This window comes from Xylophilus rhododendri, from assembly GCF_009906855.1.
GTDB lineage: Bacteria > Pseudomonadota > Gammaproteobacteria > Burkholderiales > Burkholderiaceae_C > Xylophilus > Xylophilus rhododendri.
The window spans coordinates 3,401,774-3,426,786 of the sequence record NZ_CP047650.1; the positions used below are offsets into that span (position 1 = coordinate 3,401,774).

Genomic DNA, 25,013 nt, shown 5'->3' on the forward strand with positions numbered 1-25,013 from the left:
GGCTCAGCCGTAACGGGCATGCAGGTCCTGGAGCTGTTCCTGCATGCAGGCCTCTGCCGCATCTCGTTCTTGCGGCGTGTGGAGCGCCAGTCGCGACTGCAGGGACTCGACATACCAGTTGGTACACGGAACCGGGCGCTGCACACCCTGGCGCAAACATGCCAGCGCGATCGCGCGCAGAGGGGGGTCGAACCGCACGATGTGCGCCAGTGCGTGGAAATGGGCGATCTCCATCGACAGCGGATTCACGCTGCGCACCCCCAGCAGCAGCACCCGCAGCACCGGCATCTGGCGCTCCTGCGGCCAGGATTTCAGTTGCCACAGCAAGTGCAGGAACATGCTCAGCACCGTGGGGGCGAGTTCGCTGCCGAGGGCCTGCTCGCCCAGTACGCCGGACCAGAAAGCCTCGGCCAGTACCAGATACAGGCGCTGCTGCTCGACCTGCGGCAGCAGGAAGTCGGCTCCGAGCAGGGTGTCGAGCGCCGCGAATCCCCGCTCCGCCTCCACCGGACGCTGGCCCAGGCTGGTGGCCGCCGCGATGAAACGCAGCAGTTCGGCCTGGGCCTTGCGCCCCAGGGCCTTGCCCGCGGCGATGCCGGCCAGCCGGGTCAACCACGGCTCCTGCTGCGGCAGCGGCAGCCGCAAGACGGCCAGGGTGGCGCTGAGCAGCGCGCGCCGCGCCAGCGCCGGATGGGCAATGAAATGGATCTGCGGCAGCACCGCCGCCAGTGCCGCCGGCAGGTCGGCCGCCGAAGCCAGCCGGACCGCCGCGCGGGCACGGGCCAGGTCCGCGCCCACGATCGCGTTCAGGGCCTTGCTGGTGTGGGCCAGCGCCTGCAGATCAGGTGCGGACAGGAAGGCGAAGGTCCGTTGCTGCAGCTCCACCGGCAGGGTTTCCAGCAGACTCGGTTCGGAGCTGCCGACCCCGGCGTCTTCGGTGCCGTCTGCATCGGCATGGACGGACGCGGGACCGCCTGGCTTGTGACGTCCTGACGCGGCGCCGAGGTTCGCAGGAGGAAGGGTCATGGCTGGCTTCTCCTGCGGTCTTCAGGCCGCGTGCAGTTCGGTGCCACCGGTCACGATGCCGTGCAAGGTCTCCAGCAACGCGATGTGCAAGGCCTGGCGATCGCGCAGCGGAAAGTAAGGAGGGCTGGCCAGGAGCGCCTCCGTCATTTGGAGCCCGCACTCCGTTTTCAGCGACCAATCCTGTACCAGGGCCAGCAGACGGCGAAAGATCCGGGACACCGCCTGGTTCGTCTTTTCGGTGCGGTGGTACGCATCGCCCAGTGCACCCGTGCTGAAGGCCTGCGCCACGGCCAGGTAGAGCCTGCGCTGGGCGCGGGGATGCAGGCCGCGCGCCTCGGCCAGCAGCAGCTCGAAGGCGGCCAGTGCCGCCTCCACGTCCTGTGGCTGGCCGTCCAGCCGCTCCACCGCCGCGATCAGCTCGCGCAGGCGGGTGCGCCACACGGGGGTGTGCATGGGCGTTCCACCATCTCCAGCAGCCGGGCCAGCCAGTCCGCACGCTGCCCGGGTGCGAGCAAGGCCACGCTCAGGATGGCGATGCGCAGCGCGGGCAGCAACAAGGGCAGACGGGTGATGCGGGCCAGTTCCGGCAGCGCCGCCTGGAGCGCGGCCGGCAGGTCGCGGGCTGTCTGCAGGTTCCTGACCACCAGCGCGCTGCTGCGCGCCTGCGCGGTGCAGGCCTGCAGGCGGCGGCTGGTCGCCCACAGGGCGCCGACGTCGCGCGGGTCGTCGAGGCACAGGACGATGCGGTCGAGCATCTCGGTCGGCAGCATCTGCAGCGGGCCGGGCAGGGGGGCCAGTTCCTCATCGATGACGTGGGTATCCGGCTGGCCTGGATCCTGTGTGGTGACAGTGTCGGCCGCACGAACGGCGGCGCCGGGGTCGGCGTTGAGATGGAGCATGGTGTGCGGGTCTTCGTCGGCAGCGAGGGGACTCGATTCCAATGCCCCGCCGCGCGGGCCGGAAACCGCCGCACGAAGCGGCGGCGCGCCCACCGAAACGCCGTCTCAGGCCTGCGCGCCGGATGGATCGGGCCGTGCGCGCTTGGCCGGGCGGGCCTCGTCGGTCTGCCGGGCCTGCAGGGTCCTGCGCCGGTTCAGCTCGAAAACCTTGCGCAGTGCGCGGCGCCGCTCGCCGACGAGTTCCTGCACCTCGCGCCGCACCGGGTGGCGCATGAGCGCGGCGACGGTGTGCACCATCATCAGCTCCGGATCGGGGTCGAGGGTGATGCCGCCCCAGTAGGTGCACTCCATCGCGACGGCCCAGGCCGTGGACTTCAGTCGAAGGATCGCCGGCCAGGCGTGGGTCAGCCCCTGTACCCGCTCGCCCGGATGCAGGCTGTGCATGCCCAGCAGCAAGGGGGCCAGAACCTGGATCGCCCGCTCGTCCGGCCAGTTCCGCACCCGTTCCAGCAGGTGGACGAACATCGGCAGCACCCGCGGGTCGTGCGGCGTGCCGGCGGCGCCCTGGGGGCCCAGGGCGCCTGCCCAGAAGGCGCCGGCGATCGCGCGGTACACGGTGTCCTGCACCGCGTCGGACTGGTCGGCGCAGCCGTCTATCAGGCAGCCGAAGGCGGCGAAACCGCTGTCCGCCCGTGCCGGCCACCGGCCCAGGATCGCCACCGCCGTGCCCAAACGGCGCAGCCGCAGCCGCTCGTTTCGCGGGAAGCCCTTGGCGTCGATTTCATGGCCCAGGCGCGCGATCCAGGCATGGCGCTGCCAGGGCGGCAGGCCCAGCACGGCCAGCGTGGCCACCTGCAGCGCCGGGCGCGCCAGCGGCAGCCGGTCGATGCCGGCGATCTCCCACAAGGCCCGCTCCAGCGCCGCCGGCAGATCGGCCGCGCACGGCAGCCCCTGCACGACAAAACTGCGGGCCCGCTCCTGCGCCACGCAGGCCCGCAGGCCGCGGCTGGTGCCCGCCACCGCCGCCAGCTCGCGCGGCCCCAGGTGGGAAAACACCTGCTGCCACAGCTCCACCGGCAGAAGGGCCAGGGCGTCCAGCGCAGGCTGGGGCGGTGCTGCCCGACCGTCGGCATCGGCTGCCGGTGCTGGCGGATCATGCGCGCCGGCCCGGTGGCTGGCGGCGGCACCCGCCAGGATGGCCGATGGCCCGGGGAAAGCTGGGTGCATTGCAGCACTCGCTGGTCGCAAGGCGGGGGTGGGCTTCAGCGCCAGCCGGCTTCCAGTTCACGGCGCTTTCTCTCTGCCGCACGGGTCGCCCCGCGTTGCTCGATCGGCGGATAAGTTGCCAGTTCACTGTGCACCGCTTTTTCGAGCGGGCTGATGTCTCCATAGGTGAGGATGCCCTCGGCCAGGCAGGCCAGCCCTTGCGCCCGCCACTGCGGTTCCATGCGATCGACCGCCGACAGGGCGGCGACGAATATCGACTCCTGGGCGCGCGGGGGCAGGATGCGCATGGCCAGCAGCAGGTCTTCCAGAACATGCCTGCTGTCTTGCGGCGGCCAGGACTGGATGCGGCCCAGCAGGTCGCGAAACATCTGCGTCACACGCGGGTCCGGCGCCACGGAGTCGTCGCGGTGGCCGAGGACGCTTCTGTACAGCGCGCCGGCGAGTGCGCGGTAGAGCCGCCTGAGCCCCGCCTGCGGCAGGTCCGCGCTTGCGGCCAGCAGGGTCTCGAAGGCCGCGAATCCCTTGTCCGCCGGCACGGGGCCGAAGAAGTCCAGGCTCGCGTCCTCGGCCGCGGCGACGATGGCTTGCAACTGCTCCACCTCGTGGCTCGCCAGCGGCATCGCCGCCACGCCGGCCGACAGCTGCCGCAGGCACCGCCCGCGTTGCCAGAGCTGACAGCCCAGGATGGCCGCCACGGCGGCATGCACCACCACCCGTGCCTCGGCCAGGGAGCCGAGGGCGCTGATGCGCGGCATCTTCACGGCCAGCACCGATGAAATATCGTCGTCGTATTGCAGCAGCGCGTGGCTCAGGGCTTGCGCCTGCGAGGCCGCGGGCAGGGGGCTCGGGGTGCGCGCGGACAGTTCACCCAGCGGACCCGGCTCGTGCCGCGCTTGCACAGGCGCATCGCTGGCGGGATCGTCGGTGCGCTGGCCGGCATCGCCGACGCTTGCGCCGAGGTCGGAGCGGGTGGAGGAGGTGGAGTGGGTGGCGGGAAAGTACATGGAAGAGCGTTCGCGGGAAAGGCCGTCATTTCAAGGCTTCGCGGCCAAGCCGGTGAGCGCAACACGAAGACGCGTTCGGCGTTTCGAAGCGGCCGTCTCCAGTCAGCGGCACCGGCAGCACCTGCGGGGCCGGCCTCAGGTGTTGCGCTGGTGCAGGTCGTCGAGCTGCGCGCGCACCGCCTCGACCGCCGCGCGCACCTGCCCGGCCGGGCAGCCCTTCAACATCGCGCGGGTCTCCGCGATGCGCCAGTCCGTGTGCGGCATCACGGCCAGCAGGCCCTGGTGCAGGCATTCGAGTCCGATGGCCTGCAGATCGGGCCCCAGGAGCTGCACCTCCCGCCGCACCGTCACATGGGCCATCTCCAGCTGACGCCGGCTCAGGCTGCGCAGGCCCAGCAGCATCACCCGCAGCACCGGCGCGGAGGACTCGTGCGCCCAATAGTCGATACGGGACATCATGCGCATGAACAGGCGCAGCGCGGCGGGCTCGCCGGAGCCTGGCCATGCCGGCGGGTTCAGCACGCCGGCCCAGAGGGCCTCGGCGACGGCGAGGTAGAGCAGCAGCGTGTCGCCGCGCGTCAGCCGGGTGGCGTCGTTCAGCAATGCGTTGAGCGCCTGGCATGCACGCGCCGCCGGCACCGGGCGCCTGCCCAGGTCCGCCGCCGCCTCGATGAAACGCATCACCGCGCCGCGCGGCGCATCCGCCAGATCCTTGCCGGCCGCGATGGCCGACAGCTGGCGCAGCCAGGGCTCGCGCTGCGTCCGCGGCAAGCGCATCGTCGCCAGCGTGGCGCTGCGCAAGGAGCGCAGCAGCAGGCCGGGATGCACGATGGCGCGCATCCGCGGCAGGGTCGCAGCCAGCGCCTGCGGCAGGTCGGCGGCCCGGGCCAGCGATGCGGCATCGCGGGCGCGTTCCAGATCGGGCGCGAGCACGGCATGCAGGGCCCCGCAGCTCCGGCTGAGCGCTGCCAGGTCCGCTTCGCACAACCGTGCCGCCACCGCCTGCTGCAGTTCCACCGGCAGCTGCAGCAGGCCGCGGCCCGCGGATCGGGTCGGGGGTGGCGCCGGCAGGCGGGCCGATGTCCCCTCCGGCGCCCCATCGTCGGCCGCATGCAGCAGCCGCGCGGGCGTGGTCAAGGCATTCGGCTGATGGGGTCCGCCATCGGGCTGGCAGGCCAGCGCGCATCGCCGGAAGGCCTCGGCCAGGGCCAGGTGCAGGGCACGCCGGGTGCGGGGCTGCAGGTCGCCGGCCTGCGCCAGCAGCAGCTCGAATTCGGCGAATCCCGGGGCGTGCGGCGCCGGCCTGCGGCCCAGTTCCGCCACCGCGTCGATCAGGCGCCACAGCCGGCCCGAATCGGCCGAACGCGCGAACCGGTCCTGCGCCGCCTCGGACAGGCAGGAAAGCCAGGTGGCGCGCTGCCCGGACGGCAGGCGCAGCACGCTCAGCACGGCGATGCGCATCGCCCGCAGGGACGCGGCGGAGCCGGAGGGCAGGGCGGCGATGTCGCGCAGCGCAGCTTGCAGCGCGGCGGGCACATCGTCGGCCGCCTGCAGCCGGGCGCCTATGCGGGCGGCGGCCCTCTCCTGCGCCGCATCGGCCTGCCGTGCGCGGCTGCCGGCCCACACGCCGGCCAGGTCGCGCGGATTGTCGAGGCGAGACAGCGGCCCGCCCGGCAGATCCTGCGGCTGCGGTGGCAGCGGACCCGGCATGCCGGACAGGCGATCGGCCGGCGCGGGGACGACACAGGATGCCGGATCGGCGAGCCGCGCCCGGTGAGTGGAAAAAACGGGATGCATGGATGCTCGCGGGCAGGAAGGAACCCCGATTGGAGGAGCCAGCCCCCAGCGCGGGACCCGCACCGCCCGAAGATCGCGGCGGCGCGGCGAAGCGCGCACCGCGGCCGGCTCAGTGGATATCCGGCAGCTCGGGGAGCATCCTACGAATGGGCCGGGCGGCCGCGGCAGCGCTGGCTGAATGCATATACGACCTCCGCTCGCGCGCATGGTGGAGGCTGCCCAGCACGGCCCAGTTCGCCAGGTCGGATTGGCTGGGATGCAGGCGCTCCGCGGCCTGGAGCAGGTGGTCCCCCATCATGGGGCCACCGCCCGGCGACCACCTCGCCAGCAGCTGGTGGAACATCCGTGTCAGGCGGGGATCGGGCGGGGCTTCCGCGGCCTCGCCACTCTCGTCGCCGAAGACACCCGCCTCGAACGCCTCGGCCAGCGCGCGGCAGAGCACCTGGCGGGGGGATGGCCGCAACTCGGTGAACTGCGCCATCAACAGATCGAACGCAGCCCGCCCGCGCTGCGGATCGGCCGGCCTGCGCTCCAGCTGCGCGACCGCGTCGATCAGGCGGTGCAGCTGCTCGCGCGGGGCGCCGGGCGGGAACCTGGCATCCACCACTTCGGACAGGCGCGACAGCCAGGCGCGGCGTTGGGCCGGCGACAACGCCGGCAGGACGAGGATGGCCGTGCGCAGTGCCGGCAGCACCAGGATCAGCCGCTGCATGGATGCGGTCTCCCGCACGGCGCGTTCCAGCGCTTCAGGAAGATCGCTTGCGTTCTGCAGCATCCAGACCAGGGAGGCGCTGGTCCATTGCTCCGCCACGGCACGCTGCAGCTTGCGGCTGGTGCCGCGCACCGCCGCCAGGTCTTTCGGACTGCTCAGGTATCCAAAGATCGTGCCCAGCATTTCCGGCGCCGGCGATTCCAGGTGCCTGGGGTCACCGGCCTGAAGCGGGGCCAGTTCCTGCGGGACAAGCGACACGGGGTCGCCGGCCGGAGGAAGCTGCTCGATGACCGCCTCCTTGCACACGGTGCCGGCACTCACGGCAGAAGAGGAGGGGAAGGCAGCGTTCATGGCGGTCGTTCGGAAGCGGAAACCCGCGATTTCAAAACCCGGCCGTCGCGGCGGCCCTGGAGAACCCGAAGACTTCATCGACGCGCCGAAGCAGCCCCGCTCAGCCGCCCTGCAGCTCCCGCGCATCCGCCCGCCAGCGTCCGGGCGCCTGGCCGGTCCACAAGGCGAAGGCGCGCGCGAAACTCTTTTCGTTGCGAAAACCCGCGGCCAGCGCCACCTGCTTGATCGGCCGGCCGCTGCCGCGCAGCAGCGACTGGGCCAGGGCCAGGCGGGTCTCGTCCTTCAGCGCCTGCAGGGCAAAACCCTCCTCGTGCAGCTGGCGGTGCAGGCTGCGCGCCGACAGGTTCAGGGCCGCGGCCACCGAGTCGGCCGTGGCGAAGGGTTGCTGGCGCAGCTGTTCGCGCACCTGCTCGGCCAGCAGCCGGTCGCGCCGGTACTGGCGCACCGTCAGCGCCAGGGCGCGCTGCAGCATGGCGCGGGTGGCGGCCTCGTCGCGCACCAGCGGCAGACCGAGGTAACGCGCATCGAAAAGCATGCCGCTGCCCTCGCAATCGAAGTGCAGCGGGCAGGCGAACAGCAGCGCATACACGGCGGCATGGCGCGGCGCGGCATAGGCCAGCCGCGCCTGCCGCAGGGCGATGCGCGAGTCGATCGCCCAACTGGCGAAGCCATGCAGATTGCGCAGCAGCGTCACATGGCAAAGCTCGCGCAGCGCGGGCGCGATGGGCCGCTGCTCCTGCAGGCGCAGGCTGGCGATGTCGCCGTCCACCGCCAGGTGCAGCAGCACATCGTCCGTCAGCAGCCGGTGATGGCGGCACCAGCGCGCCAGCGCCACGCCCAGGGTGGGCGCGGTGACCGAGGCCCGGCACAGCATGCCGTAGCTGCCCCAGGGCAGGCGGCGCGAGAACCAGCCCAGGGCCTCGTCGTCGAGCTCCTGCATCGCATGGGCGCACAGGGCCTCGAATTGCGCTGCGGTGATGCGGCCGTCGCGCAGGCGCAGCTCGCGCGGCGCGATCCGTGCCTGGCGAAGCGCCGGGCCGGGGTCCAGGCCGCGCAGTTCGTAGGCGGTCAGGGCCGCACGGGCGAAGGCCATGGGCGTGGCGGCACTGGCGTTTTTCTTGGCTGGAACGGGCATGGCTCGGTGGCAGGATTTGCAACCATTGTGGCGCCATATGCGGCGCTGCGAGGCGTAGGCTGGCGGCTCCGACAGGAGACAAACCAAATGCAGCTACCCGGACTGGACTTCGGCCTCGGCGACACCGTCGACGCCCTGCGCGATGCCGTGGCCGACTTCGCCGCCACCGAGATCGCCCCGCGCGCCGCGCAGGTGGACCGCGACAACCTCTTTCCCGCCGACCTCTGGAAGAAGCTCGGCGACATGGGCCTGCACGGCATGACCGTGTCCGAGGAATATGGCGGCACGCAGATGGGCTACCTGGCGCATCTGGTGGCGCTGGAGGAAGTCTCGCGCGCCTCGGCCTCGGTCGGCCTGTCGTATGGCGCGCACAGCAACCTCTGCGTCAACCAGATTCACCGCAACGGCGATGCGGCGCAGAAGGCCCGCTACCTGCCCAAACTGGTCAGCGGCGAACATGTGGGCGCCCTGGCCATGAGCGAGCCGGGCGCCGGCTCCGACGTGGTCAGCATGCAGCTGCGCGCCGAGCTGAAGGGCGACCGCTATGTGCTCAACGGCGGCAAGATGTGGATCACCAACGGCGGCGATGCCGACACCCTCGTCATCTACGCCAAGACCGACCCGGCGGCCGGCGCCAAGGGCATGACGGCCTTCATCGTCGAGAAGGGTTTCAAGGGCTTCTCGGCCGGCGCCAAGCTCGACAAGCTGGGCATGCGCGGCAGCAACACCTATCCGCTCTTCTTCGACGACTGCGAGGTGCCGGCCGAGAACGTGCTCGGCGGCGAAGGCAATGGCGCACGGGTGCTGATGAGCGGCCTGGACTACGAACGCGCCGTGCTCTCCGGCGGCCCGCTCGGCATCATGGCCGCCTGCATGGACGCGGTGCTGCCCTATGTGCACGAACGCAGGCAGTTCGGCCAGGCCATCGGCGAATTCCAGCTGATGCAGGGCAAGGTGGCCGACCTCTACACCACCTGGCAGGCCACCCGCGCCTATGTCTACGCCCTGGGCAAGGCCTGCGACCGCGGCGACCATGCCCGCACCCTGCGCAAGGACGCGGCCGGCGCCATCCTGTATTCCGCCGAGAAGGCCACCTGGATGGCCGGCGAGGCGATCCAGGCCCTGGGCGGCGTGGGCTACACCAAGGACTTCCCGGTGGAGCGGCTGTGGCGCGACGCCAAGCTCTACGAGATCGGCGCGGGCACCAGCGAGATCCGGCGCATGCTGGTCGGGCGCGAACTCTTCGCGGAAACCGCATGAGCGCGCTCGAAAGCCAACTCAACCCCCGTTCGGCCGAATTCCAGGCCAACGCCCAGGCCATGCGGGCCCAGGTCGACGACCTGCACGCCCAGGTCGCCCGCATCGCTGCCGGCGGCGGTGAAGCCGCCCGCGCCAAACACGTGGCCCGCGGCAAGCTGCTGCCGCGCGAGCGGGTGGAGCGCCTGCTCGATCCCGGCACGCCCTTCCTGGAGATCGCCCCGCTGGCCGCCCACGGCATGTACGAGGACGCGGCGCCCGGCGCCGGCCTGATCGCCGGCATCGGCCGCGTCTCGGGCCGCGACTGCGTCATCGTCTGCAACGACGCCACGGTCAAGGGCGGCACCTACTTCCCCATGACGGTGAAGAAGCACCTGCGCGCCCAGGAGGTCGCCGAGCAGAACCGATTGCCCTGCATCTACCTGGTGGACTCCGGCGGCGCCAACCTGCCCAACCAGGACGAGGTCTTTCCCGACCGCGATCATTTCGGCCGCATCTTCTACAACCAGGCCCAGATGAGCGCCCAGGGCATCGCCCAGATCGCCGTGGTGATGGGCAGCTGCACGGCCGGCGGCGCCTATGTGCCGGCGATGAGCGACGAATCCATCATCGTGGCCAAGCAGGGCACCATCTTCCTCGGCGGCCCGCCGCTGGTGAAGGCCGCCACCGGCGAAGTCGTGAGCGCCGAGGACCTGGGCGGCGGCGACGTGCACACCCGGCTCTCCGGCGTGGCCGACCACTTGGCGCAGGACGACCTGCATGCCCTGGCCCTGGCCCGCGCCGCCGTGGGCCATACCGCCGCGCAAAAGCCCTTCGCGGCGCAGCGCCCCGCCGAGCCGCCTCGCTTCGATGCGCAGGAGCTCTACGGCGTGATCCCGGCCGACACCCGCAAGCCCTTCGACGTGCGCGAGATCATCGCCCGCATCGTCGATGGCAGCGAGTTCCACGAGTTCAAGGCGCGTTTCGGCGCCACCCTGGTCTGCGGCTTCGCCCACATCGAGGGCCAGGCGGTGGGCATCGTCGCCAACAACGGCATCCTGTTCTCGGAGTCGGCGCAGAAGGGCGCGCACTTCATCGAGCTGTGCTGCCAGCGCGGCACGCCCATCGTCTTCCTGCAGAACATCACCGGCTTCATGGTCGGCCGCAAGTACGAGAACGAGGGCATCGCCCGCCACGGCGCCAAGATGGTGACGGCGGTGGCCACGGCCAATGTGCCCAAGTTCACCGTGATCATCGGCGGCAGTTTCGGCGCCGGCAATTACGGCATGTGCGGCCGGGCCTTCAGCCCGCGTTTCCTGTGGATGTGGCCGAACGCGCGCATCGCGGTGATGGGCGGCGAGCAGGCCGCGAGTGTGCTGGCCACGGTGCGGCGCGACGGCATCGAGGCCAAGGGCGGCCAGTGGTCGGCCGAAGAGGAGGAATCCTTCAAGGCGCCGATCCGCCAGCAGTACGAGCGCCAGGGCCATCCCTACTACGCCAGCGCGCGGCTGTGGGACGACGGGGTGATCGATCCGGCGGACACCCGGCGGGTGCTGGCGCTGGGGCTGGCGGCGGCGCGCCATTCGTCGGTGCGCGAGCCGAAGTTCGGTGTGTTCCGCATGTGAGGGCGCGATGGTCGAAGTCTTATCCAAACCATGCGGGGAGCCGTGATGGCCTTGTTGAAAGTCGAAGTTCTGCAGACCGTGGCGCGTGTCACGCTGGCGCGGCCCGAGGTGCGCAACGCCTTCGACGAGCGGCTGATCGCCGAACTCGACGCGGCCTTTGTGGGGCTGTCGGCGCGTGAGGATGTGCGCTGCATCGTGCTGGCGGCCGAGGGGCCGGCCTTTTGTGCCGGCGCCGACCTGAACTGGATGCGGCGCATGGCCGATTACAGCCGGGAGGAGAACGTCGCCGATGCCGGTGCGCTGGCTCGCATGCTGCGGACCATCGCTTCCTGTCCGCAGCCGGTGGTGGCGCGGGTGCAGGGGGATGTCTATGCCGGGGGCATGGGGCTGGTGGCGGCTTGCGATATCGCTGTGGCCATCGACTCGGCCGGGTTTTGCCTGAGCGAGACGCGGATCGGGCTGGTGCCGGCGACCATCAGTCCATATGTGATCCGGGCCATCGGGCGGCGGGCTGCGCAGCGCTACTTCTTGACGGCTGAGCGCTTCTCGGCGGGGGAGGCGCTTCGGGTGGGGCTGGTGCACCAGCTTGTCGACTCGGTTGAGGCGCTTGATGGCTGTGTCGATGGGATCGTGAAGGCTGTTTGCCAAGGGAGTCCGGCTGCGGTGCGGGCTGCCAAGCTTTTGATCGATTCGGTCGATGGGGCTGTTCTTGACGATGCGCTTGTGGCGCTGACGGTTGAAGGGATTGCGGATATTCGGGCTTCTGCCGAAGGGGTGGAAGGGGTGCGGGCCTTTCTTGGGAAGCGGGCTCCTGGGTGGGTGTTGGGATGAATGGTTGCTGCCGCTGCTGGGGTGGTGGTGGTGCCTTGCTGGGGCTGTTCTCCTGCGGAGGGCGGAGCTGGGGCTGCGCGCCCCAGACCGCGCTCACTTTCTTTGCTTCGCCAAAGAAAGTAAGCAAAGAAAGGCGACCCGGCTGCGGGAGTCCCCCTCCTGCGGAGGGGGCACGCTGCGGTGCTCGCAAAAGCGGGGTCCACGACAACTCGCTTCGCTCAAACAGGTCGTGGCCCTGATCCGCTTTTGCTGCGCTCCTCACTCACCCGCAGACGGGACCCGGGAGCGGGGACAGCCACTGCTTCGCAGGGCGACGGGCCGTCGCTGCGCTCGGCCTCCGATTGAATACCGCCCCACACTGAGCGCCGCCTTTCAAACCCAGGCCGAGCGCAGCGATGGCCCGTTGCGCTGCGAAGCAGCCGCTGTCCCCGCTCCCGCTCCCCGGGTCCCATCTGCGGGTGAGCGAGGAGCGGAGCAAAGGCGGATCAGGGCCACGACCTGTTTGAGCGAAGCGCAGCGTAGCGAGTTGTCGTGGACCCCGCCTTTGCGAGCACCGCAGCGTGCCCCCCTCGAAGAGGGGGACTCCCGCAGCTGGGTCGCCTTTCTTTGCTTACTTTCTTTGGCGAAGCAAAGAAAGTGAGCGCGGTCTGGGGCGCGCAGCCCCAGCTCCGCCCTCCGCCAGGAGACCAACGCGAATCAACAGGAAGACAAGCCCCAAAATGTTCAAAAAAATCCTGATAGCCAACCGAGGCGAAATAGCCTGCCGAGTAGCCTCCACGGCCCAAAAACTAGGCATCAAGACAGTAGCCATCTACTCCGAAGCAGACGCAAACGCCAAGCACGTAGCAGCCTGCGACGAAGCAGTCCCCCTGGGAGGCAATACCCCCAGGAAAGCTACCTGAAGTGGCAGCACATCCTGCAGGCAGCCCAGCAAACAGGCGCAGAAGCCATCCACCCCGGCTACGGCTTCCTGAGCGAAAACGCAGACTTCGCCACAGCCTGCGCAGATGCCGGCCTCCGCTTCATCGGCCCATCCCCCAGGCCATCCGGGCCATGGGCCTCAAGGCCGAATCCAAGCAGCGCATGGAGCAGGCCGGCGTCCCCCTGGTCCCCGGCTACCACGGCGCGGACCAGAACCCGCAGCTGCTGCAGCAACAGGCCGCCCGCATCGGCTACCCGGTGCTCATCAAGGCCAGCGCCGGCGGTGGCGGCAAGGGCATGCGCATCGTCGAGCGCGACGAAGACTTCGCCGCGGCCCTGGCCTCCTGCCAGCGCGAGGCGCAGAACAGCTTCGCCAACGACGCCGTCCTCGTCGAGAAATACGTCCAGCGCCCCCGGCACATCGAGATCCAGGTCTTCGGCGACACGCAGCAAAACTACGTCTGGCTGTTCGAGCGCGACTGCTCGGTGCAGCGCCGCCACCAGAAGGTGCTGGAAGAAGCCCCCGCACCCGGCATGACGGAAGCCCTGCGCCAGCGCATGGGCCAGGCCGCCGTGGCGGCGGCACGCGCGGTGGACTACGTGGGCGCCGGCACTGTCGAGTTCATCGTCGAACAACGCGACGACGGCGCCATGGACTTCTTCTTCATGGAGATGAACACCCGCCTGCAGGTCGAGCACCCGGTCACCGAGGCGATCACCGGCCTGGACCTGGTCGAGTGGCAGCTGCGTGTGGCCTGCGGCGAGCCGCTGCCGTTGCGCCAGCAGGACCTGCGCATCCAGGGCCATGCCATCGAGGCGCGCATCTGCGCCGAGAACCCCGACAAGCAGTTCCTGCCGACCACCGGCACGCTCGCCGTCTACCGCACGCCCGCGGACGCCCACCATTTCAGTCGCGGCCCGCTGCGAATCGACGACGGGGTGCGCGAGGGCGACACCATCACGCCCTTCTACGATTCGATGATCGCCAAGCTGATCGTGCACGGCGCCACGCGGCAGGAGGCGCTGGCCCGGCTCGATGCCGCCCTGGCGCGGGTGCGCATCGTCGGCCTGCCGACCAATGTGCAGTTCCTGCGCCGGGTGGTGCAGAGCCCGTCCTTCGCCGAGGCGCGGCTGGACACGGCGCTGATCGAGCGTGAACGGGCCGTGCTGTTCGACCAGGACGAACTCGGCCTTCCGCTGACCGCCGCGGCCGCCGTGGTGCAGCAGCTGGCCGACGAAGAACGGCTGTCGCAAGGCGGCGACCCCTTCGCCAACCGCCAGGGCTGGCGTTCGCACGGCGCCATGCGGCGGCCCTTCGCCTTCGAATGGCGCGGCGAGCCGGTGCAGGCGGTGCTGGAGCGCGGGCGCGACGGCAGCCTCTCGCTGGCCGTCGGCGGAACCGCGGAGCCCCTGTCCTGGTCGCCGGCCGCCGACGGCGCCATCGACCTGCGCCTGGGCGGCCGGCGCATCACCGCCTTCGTGCACCGGCATGGGCAGCAGGCCCAGGTCTTCACCGACCGGGGTGCGGCGGCCATCGCCATCGTCGATCCGCTGGCCCATGCCGGCCACGCCCAGGACAGCGGCGGCCGGCTGACAGCACCCATGCCGGGCAAGCTGCTGTCCTTCGCGGTGAAGGCCGGCGAGCGGGTGGCGCGCGGCCAGCCGCTGGCGGTGATGGAGGCGATGAAGATGGAGCACACCATCGCCGCGCCGGCCGATGGCCTGGTGCAGGAGTTGCTGTACGCGCCCGGCGACCAGGTGGCCGAGGGCGCGCCGCTGCTGGTGCTGCAGGCCTGAGGCGGCTCAGCCGCTGGCCGCGTCGGCCGCATGCGCCTGCAGCCAGGCGCGGGCCTCGGCCCGAGTCCGGTCGCGGATCTCATGCCAGCGGGCACGCGAGGGGCGTTCGCCGGAGTCCAGGTAGGAGAAGGCTTGCAGCACCGCCGGGCGCAGATAGAAAGGCAGCGCGGCACAGTGGTCCAGCAGTTCCTGGAAATCGGTCTCGAGCACCGGCCTGGAGGACAAGCGGTCCGGCACACGGGGGCCGCCCAGACCAGGATCTGCGCCTGCTCCTCGGGATCCAGCTCCGGCAGGGCACCGAGCAGGCGGGGCAGCACGATCAGCGGCGTGTGCGGCAGCGCCGGCAGCAGGGCGAGCAGCCAGTTGCGGATCTCCGCCGGCTCCGTGGCCTGGCTCAGCGCCGTGGTGGTCTCGCCCAGCGCGGGCAGCCACTGCGCCAGCCACAGGCGCTGGAATTCCGGCGACGCCCGGGCCGTCCGACGCACGCCCACCAGCACGGCCACGCGGTGGCACGTTGGCAGCTCGGCGCATTGCGCCAGCAGCTGGCGGGCCAGCGCCGGAAGGCCGATGAATCGGGCGCCGGCCAGCAGCAGGAGCACTTGCTGGTGTTCGCATGGCGAGGCCTGGGCGCGTTCGATCAGCGCTAGGCAGGCGTCGCACAACTGCTGCAGGCTGTCGGCATCGCAGCGGAAGCTGTCGGTGTGGGCCTTGAGGATGCGCGCCGCCTGCAGCGGGCCGAAGGCGGCCAGGCTCTGCAGCAGATGGCTGCGCTGCCGCTGGTCTGCGAGGCGCGGCAGCAGCTTCAGGGCCTGCGCATGCACGGGGCTGCCTGCAAGTCCCAGCAGGGCCTGGCGCCAACGGGCGGCGCAGGCCGGGCCGTCGTCGCCGAGAGCGGCCAGGTGGACCTGCAGGCGTTCGAGCAGGCACAGCCGTATCTCGGGGTCGGCGATGGCTTCGATGCGTTCGAGCATTTCGAGGAAGGCCCGCAGATCGCCCAGCCGCGCGTGCTCGCGGGTGTCCAGCATCAGGCGCAGTTGCGCCTGCTGGTCTTCGGTGATGCCGGCCGCGTCCGGCGGGGACGCGGGCTTGCGGTGGAAGCGGCTCACCCGGCTCTTGAGCTGCAGCAGCTTGCGCCAGCGCTCGCGGGAGATTGCGCCGGTGGCCGCGCACAGCGTCAGCAGCTGCCGGCTCGCATCCTGCAGCGAATGGCAGGAGCGGCGCAGCAGAAAGTCGAGGGCATGGTCGATCTGCTGCTGGCGCAGCCCGCATGGCGCGGGCAGGTGGTCCAGCAGGTGCCAGATCAGCCGGTCGGTGTGGTCCGGCCAGAACCGGTCCACACCCGCCCAGGCGGCCTCCCAGCACGGGGCGGCGCAGGCCGGGGAAGGTCTGCCAGCGCATCGATCGCGGCCATGAGTTCGCCGGGCGTCTGCGCCAGCGCCAGGGCATGCATCGCCCGGCTGGCCGCGGCGGGCTGCCCGAAGACGGCGGCGAAGCGGCTGTTGAGCCGGGGCAGCTCCAGCACGGTGTCCAGCGGCGGCGTGTCGCGGTTCTGCCGCTGGATGGCCTGCGCGATCATCCAGAGCAGTTCGTTCGGGGTCTGCTCCAGGCGCGGCGGTGGCGGCGGCAGGCCGGTGTCGTCCTGGGGCAAGGGTGGCGTCGGTGGCGCGCCCTGGGCGCCGATCGGCGGCAGGCTCATGCCGGCTCCCGGCTCGCGAGGACGGCCAGCGAATTTTCGGCCCAGGCGGCCTGCGCCTGCGTGGTGTCGCGCTGCAGCGCGGTCAGCAGCGCAACGCTGGCCTGCGGCGCCGTCGCGCAGAAGCGCCGCAGGCAGCGCAGCGGGCCGGCCCGCAGGTGAAAGGGCAGGCGGCGGCAGGCTTCGATCAGCAAGACCCGGTGCGCTTCGTCGGTGTCGAACCGGCTGCGCAGGCAGTGGGTGAGCATCTGCTCCAGCACACGCGCCTGGTCCTGCGCCGGCAGCAGGGGCAGGGCGTCGATCTGCAGGCGCAGCACCGCGTCGCGGTTCTCCTCCTGGCGCAGCGCGGGCAGCAGGCCCTGGATGGCGGGCCAGGCCTGAGCGGCGTTGCGGGCCTGGCGCAATGTGCCGGACACCTGCGCCAGCGCGGTCAGCCAGTGCCGTTTCCAGAGCTGCCGCACATCGCCGCCGCACCGGGCGCCGGGTTCCAGCACGGCCAGCAGGGCGAGGCGATACCTGGGATCGACCCGGGTGCAGTCTTCCATGGCCAGCTCCTGTAAGCGCTGCATCACGGCCGGCTGACCGAGCCGGTGGATGAAGTAGCTCATGCCATGCAGAAACTGCAGGTGACCGCAGGGCTCCTCGCGCGAGCGCTGCAGCAGCGCGATGAGGCCATCCGCCATCGCCTGCCGGTCGTCGGCGTCGATGACGGGCGTGTCGATGTGCATGGCCAGCACACGGATCGCGTGCACCGGCGCCAGCTCGCCGAGTTCCTGCATGAGCTGGCGGGGTGTCAGTTCCAGCTCGTCCAGGGACAGCATGCGCAGGGCTTTGGCATGCCATGCGGCGCCGGGTACCCGCAGCAGGGCCTGGGTCACCGAGGCCAGGTCGAACTCCGCGCAGGGCTCCTCGCCGCGCTCCGGCCGCGCGCGCAGCAGCTCCAGCAGCTCGAACCGGATCGCCGGATCCTCGACCGCCTCGACCTGCCGGATCAGCAGCTGCAGCGCCTGCGCGGACTGCGCATGTCTTGCTCGCCCGCCGCAACGCTGCAGCAGCGCCAGCGCCTCGCGCCGCGCGGCCGGCAGCCGATCGACGCCGGGGATCTGTTCGATGGGATGCCGGTCGCGCAGCGGATCTTTCAAAGCCCTGCGCTGCAGCTGCATCAGCATGCGCCAGAGGCTGGCCGGGATGTCGGGAAGTTCGGCGCAGGACTTCAGGAGGCGGTCGGCCACGCCGGCCCGGTCGCCGAACCGTGGTCGCCGGGCCAGGTCCGCCAGGCGGTGCAGCAGCTGAAGGCGCAGCGGCTGCACGGGCGGCAGCCGGTCCAGCAGATCGCCAAGCAGGACCAGCGGCCTGGGATCGTGGTTGCGGCCGATCCAGTCGCAAAACCACGCCAGGGCCTGGTCCCAGCATTCGCCCAGGTACCGGTGCGGCGCATCCGCCAGCGCGTCCAGGGCCTGCCGCAACTCGGTGGGGTCCCGGGCCAACGACAGCGCCAGCATCAGCATGCTGGCGGCGATCGGCTCGTGGAAGGTCTGCTGCAGGCGGCTGTTCCAGAGGTCCTGCGACAGCAGCGGGTTGTCGGCCAGCGGCCAGCGCAACCATTCTTCGCTGACGAGCAGGCGGATCTCCGGCGGATAGGCTTCGAACTCGATCGCTACTTCCGCCACCGCGCACCCTTGCGCTTCGACAGGAGGCGGATGGGCCGCGGGCAGCGGCGCCGCCAGGTTCGCGAGGGCAGGCATCATGGTCGGTCGGTTTGCAGGCAGGCGGAGTCCGCAACGATGCGCAGGGACGGCCGACAGCGCCGCTTCGCGGGCGAAGCCGGCCGTGCCGCGGCGAAGAAGCGTTCAGCCGGGCGGCTGGCCGTGAGCCCATTCGCGGCGCTGCCGGGCCGTCCGCCCCTGCAAGCCGGCGAGCGCTTCCAGGCTTTGGTGCGGCGGCCAGCTGCGCAGCGATTCCAGCCGCTCCAATAACGTGGCGCGCAGGTAGAAGGGCAGTTGCGAACAGGCCTGCACCAGCCAGGCCTTGTGGCGGTCGTCGACCACATAGCAACCGTTCAGCAGCATCGACACGATCTGCCGCAGCAGGGGCGCCTGCGCGTGCGCATCGAGCAGGCGCAGCGCCGCGAGCTGGCTGCCCAGCACCGTGTCGCGGCTTTCGTGCCGTCGCAGGGCTGGCAGCAGGGCCTGGATCAGCGGGCCGGCCTGGGTGCCATCGCCGGCTTGCGACAGCAGGGCAACGGTGTCCTGCAGCGCGGTGTCCCAAGCGGTCTGCCATTCGGCGCGCAGGAGCGGCTCGCCCTCGATGCCGACCTGCAGTGCCGCCAGCACACGCAGGCGCTTCGCCGGGGTGAGCGCCGCGCATTCGTCCAGCAGCAGGCGGTCGAGCCGCTGCCACAGTTCCGGATCGACGACGCCCTCGGCCAGTCCGGCCAGCGTGCACAGAAAGGCCGCATGGTCCTGCGCCGCCTGGCGGGAGCGCGCCAGCAGCGAACCGATGCAGCCGGCCAGCAGCGCCAGGTGGGCGGGGCTGTCGTGGAAGGCCTTGATGTGCCGGATCAGCACCTGCAGCCCGACGCGCGGCGCCAGCGCGGCCAGCTGCACCGGCAATGCTTGGCCGATGGCGGGATCGTCGCGCAGGCATACCTTCTGCAGCACCTGCGGGCGCAGTGGCGAGTCGGCCAGGCGCAGCAGGGCGCGCGACAGTGCCGCGTTGGCCTGCTTCAGCTCTGCCGGCTCGAACACGCCCAGGCGCTGGCGCAGCAGGCAGAGCAGGTCGAAGCGGATCGCGCGGCTGCCGGCGGCTTCGATGCGGGCCAGCAGGGCCTGGGTGTGCTGCAGCGTGGGGGTGTGGTGCCGGCTGTCCAGGCAATCCTGCAGGACGAGCCACTGCCCGCGCTGCTGCGCGCTGAGGCCGGGTGTGTCAGCCAGCGCGCGGCGGCTGGCGTCATGCGGTGCCCGGTGCTGCAGCTGCAGCAGCTGGCGCCACAGCGGGGCGGGTATGCCCGGTCCTTGCGCCGTCAGGCGCAGGATGCGGTCGGCGCAATCGGAGCGCCAGGCGCCATGGCCGTGGTCGAGCAGGAAGGTGGCGGCGCGCCGCAGCTGCAGCAGGCGCATCTCGGCCGCGTCGGGCAGGCGGTCGAGCAGGTGGGTGAGCGGGGCCTCGGCCTGGCGCGCCTTCAGCCGCCGGGTCATGGCGGCCAGGGCCGGCCAGGCGGCCTGCCAGCACAGGTCCAGGTAGGGCGGCGGCACCGCCGCCAGCGCGTCGGCCGCCTGGCAGAAACGCGGCAGGTTCGGCGCCACCCACAGGGCCTTGATCACCTCGTAGGCCGCCATCGGACGGGTCAGCAGCCGGTGCTGGCGCTGGTTGCAGTCGAAGGCCGGCAGGCCGCTCTGCGCCGGGTTCTGCACGGCCCCGCGCAGGCTGCATTCGACGACCAGCAGCATCAGCTCGTCCGGCATCTGCTCGTAGCGGGTGGCGGGCGGGGGTTGCGTCATGTCGGGCGGCTGGCCGGCCGTGGTGGCGGTCGTGTTGCGCAGGGTGATGTTGTCCATGGTCGTGCGGGCCGCAGGCCATAGCGCTACGCAGCGGCGCTGTCGGCGGCCCAGGCCTGGATCTCGGCCTCGGTCCGCCTTCTCAGCTGAGCCAGGCGGGCGGCCACCGGGGCCGTGCTGCGCGGCAGGGCCCCGAGGCCCTTCAGCGCCTCCCGCCGCAGGTAGAAGGGCAGTCGGGCGCACAGCTCGATGAGCAGCAACAGGCCGGTCTCGGGCACTTTTTTCAGGACTCGCGCGGGGCGCAGTCCCTGGCAGAAGGAGGCCAGGATCTGCGCCTGCTCGGGTGGCTCGAACACAGCCAGGGCCGCCGGCAGCCGCCGCAGCAGCGACGCCGGATGCCGGCGTAGCGCGGGCAGCAGGGCTTTCAGCCAGATGCGGATGTCCGGCGCCCGTGTGGACCGGTCCAGCGCTGCGGCGATGTCCTGCCGGGTGCTGTCCCACAGCGCCTTCCAGGCAGGCTGGAAGTCCGGGCGCCGCTCGGCCTGCCAGTCCAGCGGCGCCAGCAGCGCCAGGCGCTGCTGCAGCGGTACGGCGGCGCACTCCGCGAGGAAGCGCTGACAGATCGCGGCGGTCAGGAAAAAGCGATTGTTCACCAGCCGGCGAAGCAAATGCAGATGCTCGTGCGGGTATTGCAGCGAGCGGTCGAGCAGCCCCAGCCAGGTCTTTTCCAGCAAGCGCAAGTCCTCGCCGCCCTGGTGGAAGGACCAGGCATGGTGCGCCAGGATGTCCATTGCCGCCAGCGGACTGAAGGCCTGCAGTTGCTGCAGCAGCTGCTGTTGCAACTGCAGGCGGCGCTGCGGATCGCCCTCTGGCGAGGGCATCACCTTCAATGCCTGCCGCGCGAACGGGGTGTTCCCGAATTCCAGGAAGGCCTCAGGGAGTTGGGTCGTGGTCAGGTCCTGCTCGCCACGATTGAGGTGGCACCGACGCTGCAGGAGCAGCTGCAGCATGAGCAGGCGAATGCGTGGATCGGCGAGCCGGCGTGCGCGTTCGAGCAGCTCCAGGAAGTGCTGCCGCCGGCCGAGGGTGGAGGTCCGGCGCATGGCCGCAAGCAGCGGCAGATCGGCCTGCTGGCCAGGCGTCAGCGAAGGCAGCACCAGCGCCGGAGGGTCGGGGTCAAGACGATGGAGACGCATGCGGCCGTACAGCCGCAGCAGCTTGTGCCAGGTGTCGTCCGGGATCGCGCCCATGGCGGCGCGAATCTGCAGCAGCCTGTCGGCCACGGCGTTGCGCATGCTGCAGCCATGGGCGGTGAGATACACGATCGCACGCTCCCACTGCAGGGCACGCAGCTGCGGATGACTTGGCAGGTGTTCCAGCAGATGCTCCACGCTGCGCTCGGTCTCCGCCGGATCGAGCCGCTGGAGCGCTGTCCAGACCGCATCCCAGCAAGGGCCGATGCAGGCCTCGGGAACCTCGGCGATCGTATCCACCGCGGCCTTGAAGGCATCGCCATCCGATGCCAGCCAGAGCCGGCCGATCACCTTGCTGGCCGCGGCCGGGCCGCTGAAGATGGCGTCCAGCCGGCTGTTGAGCCCGGCGATGACCGGCACGGTGTCCAGCGGCGGTGTGTCCGGGTTGCCGTGCTGGATCTCCCGGGCGACCATGCCCGGCAACTCGGGCACCAGCCCTTCGAAATCCGGAGGCGGCGGTACCGGCAGACCGGCGCCGGATGCCGGCAACTGCGAAGCTGCGCCTGGCGGCGGGATCATGGCGACTCGTCCGCTGCCCATGCCTGCATGGCTTCGTCGGTTTCCCGCTGCAGCTCCGCCAGCAGCGCGTCGCCGGGCTGCGGCGGCAGGTCGCTGTCGTGGGCCAGCGCTTCCAGGGGCGCGGAGCGCAGATAGAAGGGCAGTCCGCCGCACACCTCGATCAGGCGGCAGCGGTGCTCCGGCGTGAGCCAGCAGAAGGGCTCGCGTTCGAGCCGCTCGATGATCTGGCACAGCACACGCGCCTGGTCGTCCAGGGCCAGCAGGGGCAGGGCGGCCAGCAGGCCATCCAGCGCGGCGTCGCGCTGGCCGGACTTGCCCAACGCCGGGAGCAACGCCTGCACCAGCGGCCAGGCGGCCTCGGCCGAGCCAGCCTGCCGCAGCGCGGCGAAGGTGTCTGCCAGCGCGCGGTTCCAGCGCTCCGTCCAGCTCGGCGGAACGCCGATCACGCAGGAGGTGCCGGTTTCCAGAGCGGCCAGGATGGGCAGGCGCCAGCGCAGGCCGACCTGTTCGATCTCGCCCTCGACCAGGGTGCGCAGGCGCTGCCGTGAGGTCTGGTCCTCGATGAGGCCCGCGCAGTTCGCCAGCGCGAGCAGGAACTTCGGATGATCGTCCGCATGCTGCTCGCGGGACAGAACCAGCAGCTCCAGGAGGCGCTGCTCCAGCTGCGCGATGGCCTCCGGCTGATTCTGGAAGGCGAAGTGCTGCCAGTCCAGCACATGGGCCGCGGCCAGCGGCTGCAGTGGTTTCAGCTGCTCCAGGAGCGTCCGGCGAAGCGCGGGGTTCTGGTCCACCCACATGCTCAGCAGCACCTGCTGCCGCAGGTGGGTGGAGGCCAGGGTCAGCAGCATCTCGCGCTGTTTCTTGCTGACGACGCTCCAGACGTCGGGTTCGCGCCGCATCATGCACATGGTCGCCACCTGCAGCAGGTCGAAGCGGATGGCCGGATCGGCGACACCTTCGATGCGCTGGAGCAGTTCGAGTGCATCCTGCAGGCTGACCGTCTCCAGAAAAAATTCCCGGCAGCGCTGCAGGATGGCGAATTCCTGCTGCCGGTTCTGCGGCAGCCTGGCGACAAGGGCGGCGGACGGACGGAACAGGCCGCCGTGAGCCAGGTTCTTGCCCTGCAGGTGCAGCACCTTTCGCCACAGGCGGTCGGGCAGATCGGGCTCCGCGGCGCACAGGCACATGAGCTGGTTGGCGGGCCATTGCGTCTTGCCGTAGCGGCGGTGGTCCCGGCTGTGTTTCAGCAGGCAGGCGGCCGCGCGCTGCAGCTGCTGCAGGCGCAGACCGGATGTGTCGGGCAACTGCTCCAGCATGTGGATGAAGAGCCGCTCGAAATCCCGTGTCGGCTTTCGTCTGCCCAGGCGCTCCAGGTTGATCCAGGCGGCATCCCAGCATTCGGGTTCGTATTGCTGCGGGACCTCCTTCAGGGCTTCGATCGCCTTGCTGAAATCCTCGGTACCGCCTGCCACCCACAGCGCCTTGATCGCCCGATGGGCGGCAAGCGGCTTGGCGAACGTCTGGCGCAGGACCTGGTTGCACCTGCAGAAGGCCTTGATCGAATGGCCGGCCGGGGTCATCCGGTTGAGCTTCATTTCAGTCTCGGTGAAGAGCAGAAGGACCTCCCTGGCCTGGCGTTCGTACAGGGGCGGTGGCGCCGGGCGCCCGATGACTGATGCCGTCTAAGTGGTGGCGGGCAGGGTCATGATTTCAGGCCTGTGTGGCGCCTGCTGCGGCCGAGGCCATCCAGGCCTGCTGCTCCCGCGCGGTCTGCTCCAGCAGTGCTGCCAGCTGCGCCTGGATCGGGCCGGACGCTTCGCCCGGCAGCGTGCGGCGGCAAAGGTTCTGGAGCTTGTCCAGCGCTGGCGGCCGCAGGTAGAAGGGCAGCCGGACGCAGGCCTCGATCAGCAGGGATGTGTGCCCCTCCTCCAGCTGGCAGCCGTAGCGCAGGCAGCAGCGCAGCATGCGCTCCAGCATCTGCGCCTGGTCTCGCGGATCGAGCAGCGGCAGCGCGTCCAGCTGGGCCCGCAGGACGGCGTCGCGGCCCTCCCGCTTCGGCAGGGCCGGCAGCAGGCCGAGCAGCAGCGGCCAGGCGGCCTGGGCCGTGGTGGCCTGGCGCAGCGCCTGGGTGGCGGGCGCCACGGCGGCCTCCCATGCGGCGCTCCAGGCCTGCTCGACTTCGGCGCAGGACCAGACCTCTTTTTCGAGCTTTTCCAGGATCGGCAGCCGTTGCCAGGGCGGCAGCTGCGCGCACTGGTGCAGCACCAGCGTTTCGATGCGCTGGCGCTGCACGCGGTCGGTGAACTGCACGCAGAGCTTCGCCAGGCGGCCCAGGAAGAGCGGGTGCTCCTGCGGGTCCTGGCAGGAACGTTCCAGCAGCCGGTCGATGCAGACGTCCAGCAGCTGGCTGCCCTCGGTCTGGGACAGAAGGGTTTCGACCTGCCAGGCCAGCACACGCAGGGCCTGCAGCGGTGTCATGGCCGCCAGCTCCGCCGGCAGGGTCGCGGGCTCCGCCTCGCCGGGCCGAAAGCGCAGCCGGGTCAGCACCTGCCGGCGTTGCGCCGGGTCGGTGATGCGCAGCAAGGCCCGATCGATCGCCGCCTTGGCGACATCCCGGTACGGCGGGTTGGCCGCCAGCAGCAGCGGCAGCAGATGCCTGAACAGCTCCACGCGGACGGCCTGGTCTTCGACATCCTCGATGCGGCCGATCAGGGCCAGCATCTGCGCCTCGGTCATCGCTTCCAGGCCGACTTTGGTGCAGCCGCGCAGGAGTTCGAGCTGCCCGCGCTGCGCGGGCGACAGGCCGGGGGTGGCGAGGAGTTCGTGGTAGTCCGGCGCCTCCCGCGTGAACCGCGTGGCGCGCTGCAGCCGCAGCAGGCGGCGCCACAGCTCGTCCGGCATGTCGGGCATGAGGGCGGCGCAGCGGCGCAGGATGGCGTCGGCGCCCGCGCTGCTCCAGATGCCGGGGCCCTGGTGCAGCGCCCAGGAGACGGCCCGGTGCAGCTGCTGCACAAGCACGGCCGGGTCGGCCGGCAGGCGGTCGAACAGGTGGAAGAAGGCGGCTTCCACCTCCGGCCTGTTCTGCATGCGGGACAGCCGCGCCAGGGCGGACCAGGCGGCATGCCAGCAGTCGGACTGGTAGCGCAAGGGGATCTCGCCGAGGGTTTCGACGGCCTGCCGGAACTCGGGGAAGTCCGGCGCCGTCCACAAGGCCTTGACCGTCGCGTCGGCCCGGCGCAGCGGCGCCAGCTGCCGGGCCATTTCCCGGTTGCAGCCGCTGAAGGCGTGGACCGGACTGGCCTGCGGCCGCTCCAGCAGAAAGGGCTCCAGGGTGCCGAGTTTGATCTCGGGCGGCAGCCGCTCGAACCAGGGCGGGATCTGCTGGCCGGCCGCCGCAACGGTGCTGGCGAAGGAGGCACCCGGCGGCAGGGCCGGCGGCTGGGTCGCTGAGGGAAGCGTCATGGTCGGTGGAATCTGGTGGTCGAAGCGT

At 71.0% G+C, this 25,013-nt stretch carries 19 protein-coding genes and 1 pseudogene; 5 read left to right on the forward strand and 15 right to left on the reverse strand.

The genetic code is table 11. The annotated features are described in order from the left end of the window. Window positions 1-3: 3 nt before the first annotated feature. The 8 genes from GT347_RS15720 to GT347_RS15755 all read right to left on the reverse strand — a co-directional run bounded on the left by GT347_RS15720 (window position 4) and on the right by GT347_RS15755 (window position 8,151). Window positions 4-1,026 carry an F-box protein gene (locus GT347_RS15720; protein ID WP_160553085.1) on the reverse strand — a complete coding sequence of 341 codons (1,023 nt, stop codon included), beginning with the start codon at window positions 1,024-1,026 and terminating at the stop codon, window positions 4-6. 21 nt (window positions 1,027-1,047) lie between these two features. Then, window positions 1,048-1,479, reverse strand: a complete 432-nt coding sequence (locus GT347_RS15725) for a hypothetical protein (RefSeq protein ID WP_160553087.1) — start codon at window positions 1,477-1,479, stop codon at window positions 1,048-1,050. Continuing rightward, window positions 1,440-1,925: a hypothetical protein gene (locus tag GT347_RS15730; RefSeq protein ID WP_160553088.1), complete on the reverse strand. Its 486-nt coding sequence runs from the start codon at window positions 1,923-1,925 to the stop codon at window positions 1,440-1,442. Before GT347_RS15730 ends, GT347_RS15725 begins: the two co-directional genes overlap by 40 nt. Before the next feature lie 105 nt (window positions 1,926-2,030). Next, window positions 2,031-3,152, reverse strand: a complete 1,122-nt coding sequence (locus GT347_RS15735) for an F-box protein (RefSeq protein ID WP_160553089.1) — start codon at window positions 3,150-3,152, stop codon at window positions 2,031-2,033. A 35-nt stretch (window positions 3,153-3,187) separates the two neighbouring features. Further along, complete coding sequence (locus GT347_RS15740; RefSeq protein ID WP_160553091.1) at window positions 3,188-4,156, reverse strand: hypothetical protein; 969 nt, start codon at window positions 4,154-4,156, stop codon at window positions 3,188-3,190. Between the two features lie 135 nt (window positions 4,157-4,291). Then, entirely contained in the window at window positions 4,292-5,953 is a 1,662-nt protein-coding gene (locus tag GT347_RS15745; protein WP_229722333.1) for a hypothetical protein, read from the reverse strand. Between the two features lie 109 nt (window positions 5,954-6,062). Next, window positions 6,063-7,016 carry a hypothetical protein gene (locus GT347_RS15750; protein ID WP_160553094.1) on the reverse strand — a complete coding sequence of 318 codons (954 nt, stop codon included), beginning with the start codon at window positions 7,014-7,016 and terminating at the stop codon, window positions 6,063-6,065. A gap of 100 nt (window positions 7,017-7,116) precedes the next feature. Beyond that, window positions 7,117-8,151, reverse strand: coding sequence for an AraC family transcriptional regulator (locus GT347_RS15755; protein ID WP_160553096.1), 1,035 nt, complete (start codon window positions 8,149-8,151; stop codon window positions 7,117-7,119). 87 nt (window positions 8,152-8,238) lie between these two features. On the opposite strand from GT347_RS15755, the gene GT347_RS15760 reads away from it, so the two are divergent. The 4 genes and pseudogenes from GT347_RS15760 (at window position 8,239) to GT347_RS15775 (ending at window position 14,561) form a co-directional block, all read left to right on the forward strand. After that, window positions 8,239-9,411 (forward strand): isovaleryl-CoA dehydrogenase, encoded by a 1,173-nt coding sequence (locus GT347_RS15760; protein WP_160553097.1) that lies wholly within the window; start codon window positions 8,239-8,241, stop codon window positions 9,409-9,411. Beyond that, window positions 9,408-11,012, forward strand: a complete 1,605-nt coding sequence (locus GT347_RS15765; protein ID WP_160553098.1) for a carboxyl transferase domain-containing protein — start codon at window positions 9,408-9,410, stop codon at window positions 11,010-11,012. The genes GT347_RS15760 and GT347_RS15765 overlap by 4 nt, the downstream gene beginning before the upstream one ends. Window positions 11,013-11,057: 45 nt before the next feature. Beyond that, window positions 11,058-11,843 (forward strand): enoyl-CoA hydratase/isomerase family protein, encoded by a 786-nt coding sequence (locus GT347_RS15770; protein ID WP_160553100.1) that lies wholly within the window; start codon window positions 11,058-11,060, stop codon window positions 11,841-11,843. Window positions 11,844-12,562: 719 nt separating this feature from the next. After that, a pseudogene (locus tag GT347_RS15775) lies at window positions 12,563-14,561 on the forward strand (acetyl-CoA carboxylase biotin carboxylase subunit). Window positions 14,562-14,567: 6 nt separating this feature from the next. Here the strand turns inward: GT347_RS15775 and GT347_RS15780 are convergent. Beyond that, window positions 14,568-14,786, reverse strand: coding sequence for a hypothetical protein (locus GT347_RS15780; RefSeq protein WP_160553101.1), 219 nt, complete (start codon window positions 14,784-14,786; stop codon window positions 14,568-14,570). Between the two features lie 281 nt (window positions 14,787-15,067). On the opposite strand from GT347_RS15780, the gene GT347_RS15785 reads away from it, so the two are divergent. Then, window positions 15,068-15,208 (forward strand): hypothetical protein, encoded by a 141-nt coding sequence (locus GT347_RS15785; protein ID WP_160553102.1) that lies wholly within the window; start codon window positions 15,068-15,070, stop codon window positions 15,206-15,208. Between the two features lie 653 nt (window positions 15,209-15,861). Here the strand turns inward: GT347_RS15785 and GT347_RS15790 are convergent. From GT347_RS15790 to GT347_RS15815, 6 genes are all read right to left on the reverse strand, one after another. Then, window positions 15,862-16,257, reverse strand: coding sequence for a hypothetical protein (locus tag GT347_RS15790; protein WP_160553104.1), 396 nt, complete (start codon window positions 16,255-16,257; stop codon window positions 15,862-15,864). After that, window positions 16,254-18,002 carry a hypothetical protein gene (locus tag GT347_RS15795; RefSeq protein WP_160553105.1) on the reverse strand — a complete coding sequence of 583 codons (1,749 nt, stop codon included), beginning with the start codon at window positions 18,000-18,002 and terminating at the stop codon, window positions 16,254-16,256. Before GT347_RS15795 ends, GT347_RS15790 begins: the two co-directional genes overlap by 4 nt. Before the next feature lie 102 nt (window positions 18,003-18,104). After that, window positions 18,105-19,811, reverse strand: coding sequence for a hypothetical protein (locus GT347_RS15800; protein ID WP_160553106.1), 1,707 nt, complete (start codon window positions 19,809-19,811; stop codon window positions 18,105-18,107). 26 nt (window positions 19,812-19,837) lie between these two features. Further along, window positions 19,838-21,523: a hypothetical protein gene (locus GT347_RS15805; protein ID WP_160553107.1), complete on the reverse strand. Its 1,686-nt coding sequence runs from the start codon at window positions 21,521-21,523 to the stop codon at window positions 19,838-19,840. After that, entirely contained in the window at window positions 21,520-23,118 is a 1,599-nt protein-coding gene (locus GT347_RS15810) for a hypothetical protein (protein WP_160553109.1), read from the reverse strand. Before GT347_RS15810 ends, GT347_RS15805 begins: the two co-directional genes overlap by 4 nt. 115 nt (window positions 23,119-23,233) lie before the next feature. Continuing rightward, on the reverse strand, window positions 23,234-24,985 hold the full coding sequence (locus GT347_RS15815) for a hypothetical protein (RefSeq protein ID WP_160553110.1): 1,752 nt from the start codon (window positions 24,983-24,985) through the stop codon (window positions 23,234-23,236). Between the last annotated feature and the right edge of the window lie 28 nt (window positions 24,986-25,013).

Bases quoted from the DNA above. Each gene is read 5' to 3' on its own strand.
- GT347_RS15810 (WP_160553109.1), bottom strand. From the start codon at position 23,118: ATGAAGCTCAACCGGATGACCCCGGCCGGCCATTCGATCAAGGCCTTC.
- GT347_RS15725 (WP_160553087.1), bottom strand. From the start codon at position 1,479: ATGCACACCCCCGTGTGGCGCACCCGCCTGCGCGAGCTGATCGCGGCG.
- GT347_RS15730 (WP_160553088.1), bottom strand. From the start codon at position 1,925: ATGCTCCATCTCAACGCCGACCCCGGCGCCGCCGTTCGTGCGGCCGAC.
- GT347_RS15770 (WP_160553100.1), top strand. From the start codon at position 11,058: ATGGCCTTGTTGAAAGTCGAAGTTCTGCAGACCGTGGCGCGTGTCACG.
- GT347_RS15795 (WP_160553105.1), bottom strand. From the start codon at position 18,002: ATGATGCCTGCCCTCGCGAACCTGGCGGCGCCGCTGCCCGCGGCCCAT.
- GT347_RS15720 (WP_160553085.1), bottom strand. From the start codon at position 1,026: ATGACCCTTCCTCCTGCGAACCTCGGCGCCGCGTCAGGACGTCACAAG.
- GT347_RS15765 (WP_160553098.1), top strand. From the start codon at position 9,408: ATGAGCGCGCTCGAAAGCCAACTCAACCCCCGTTCGGCCGAATTCCAG.
- GT347_RS15740 (WP_160553091.1), bottom strand. From the start codon at position 4,156: ATGTACTTTCCCGCCACCCACTCCACCTCCTCCACCCGCTCCGACCTC.
- GT347_RS15735 (WP_160553089.1), bottom strand. From the start codon at position 3,152: ATGCACCCAGCTTTCCCCGGGCCATCGGCCATCCTGGCGGGTGCCGCC.
- GT347_RS15815 (WP_160553110.1), bottom strand. From the start codon at position 24,985: ATGACGCTTCCCTCAGCGACCCAGCCGCCGGCCCTGCCGCCGGGTGCC.
- GT347_RS15755 (WP_160553096.1), bottom strand. From the start codon at position 8,151: ATGCCCGTTCCAGCCAAGAAAAACGCCAGTGCCGCCACGCCCATGGCC.
- GT347_RS15745 (WP_229722333.1), bottom strand. From the start codon at position 5,953: ATGCATCCCGTTTTTTCCACTCACCGGGCGCGGCTCGCCGATCCGGCA.
- GT347_RS15760 (WP_160553097.1), top strand. From the start codon at position 8,239: ATGCAGCTACCCGGACTGGACTTCGGCCTCGGCGACACCGTCGACGCC.
- GT347_RS15805 (WP_160553107.1), bottom strand. From the start codon at position 21,523: ATGATCCCGCCGCCAGGCGCAGCTTCGCAGTTGCCGGCATCCGGCGCC.
- GT347_RS15790 (WP_160553104.1), bottom strand. From the start codon at position 16,257: ATGAGCCTGCCGCCGATCGGCGCCCAGGGCGCGCCACCGACGCCACCC.
- GT347_RS15750 (WP_160553094.1), bottom strand. From the start codon at position 7,016: ATGAACGCTGCCTTCCCCTCCTCTTCTGCCGTGAGTGCCGGCACCGTG.
- GT347_RS15800 (WP_160553106.1), bottom strand. From the start codon at position 19,811: ATGGACAACATCACCCTGCGCAACACGACCGCCACCACGGCCGGCCAG.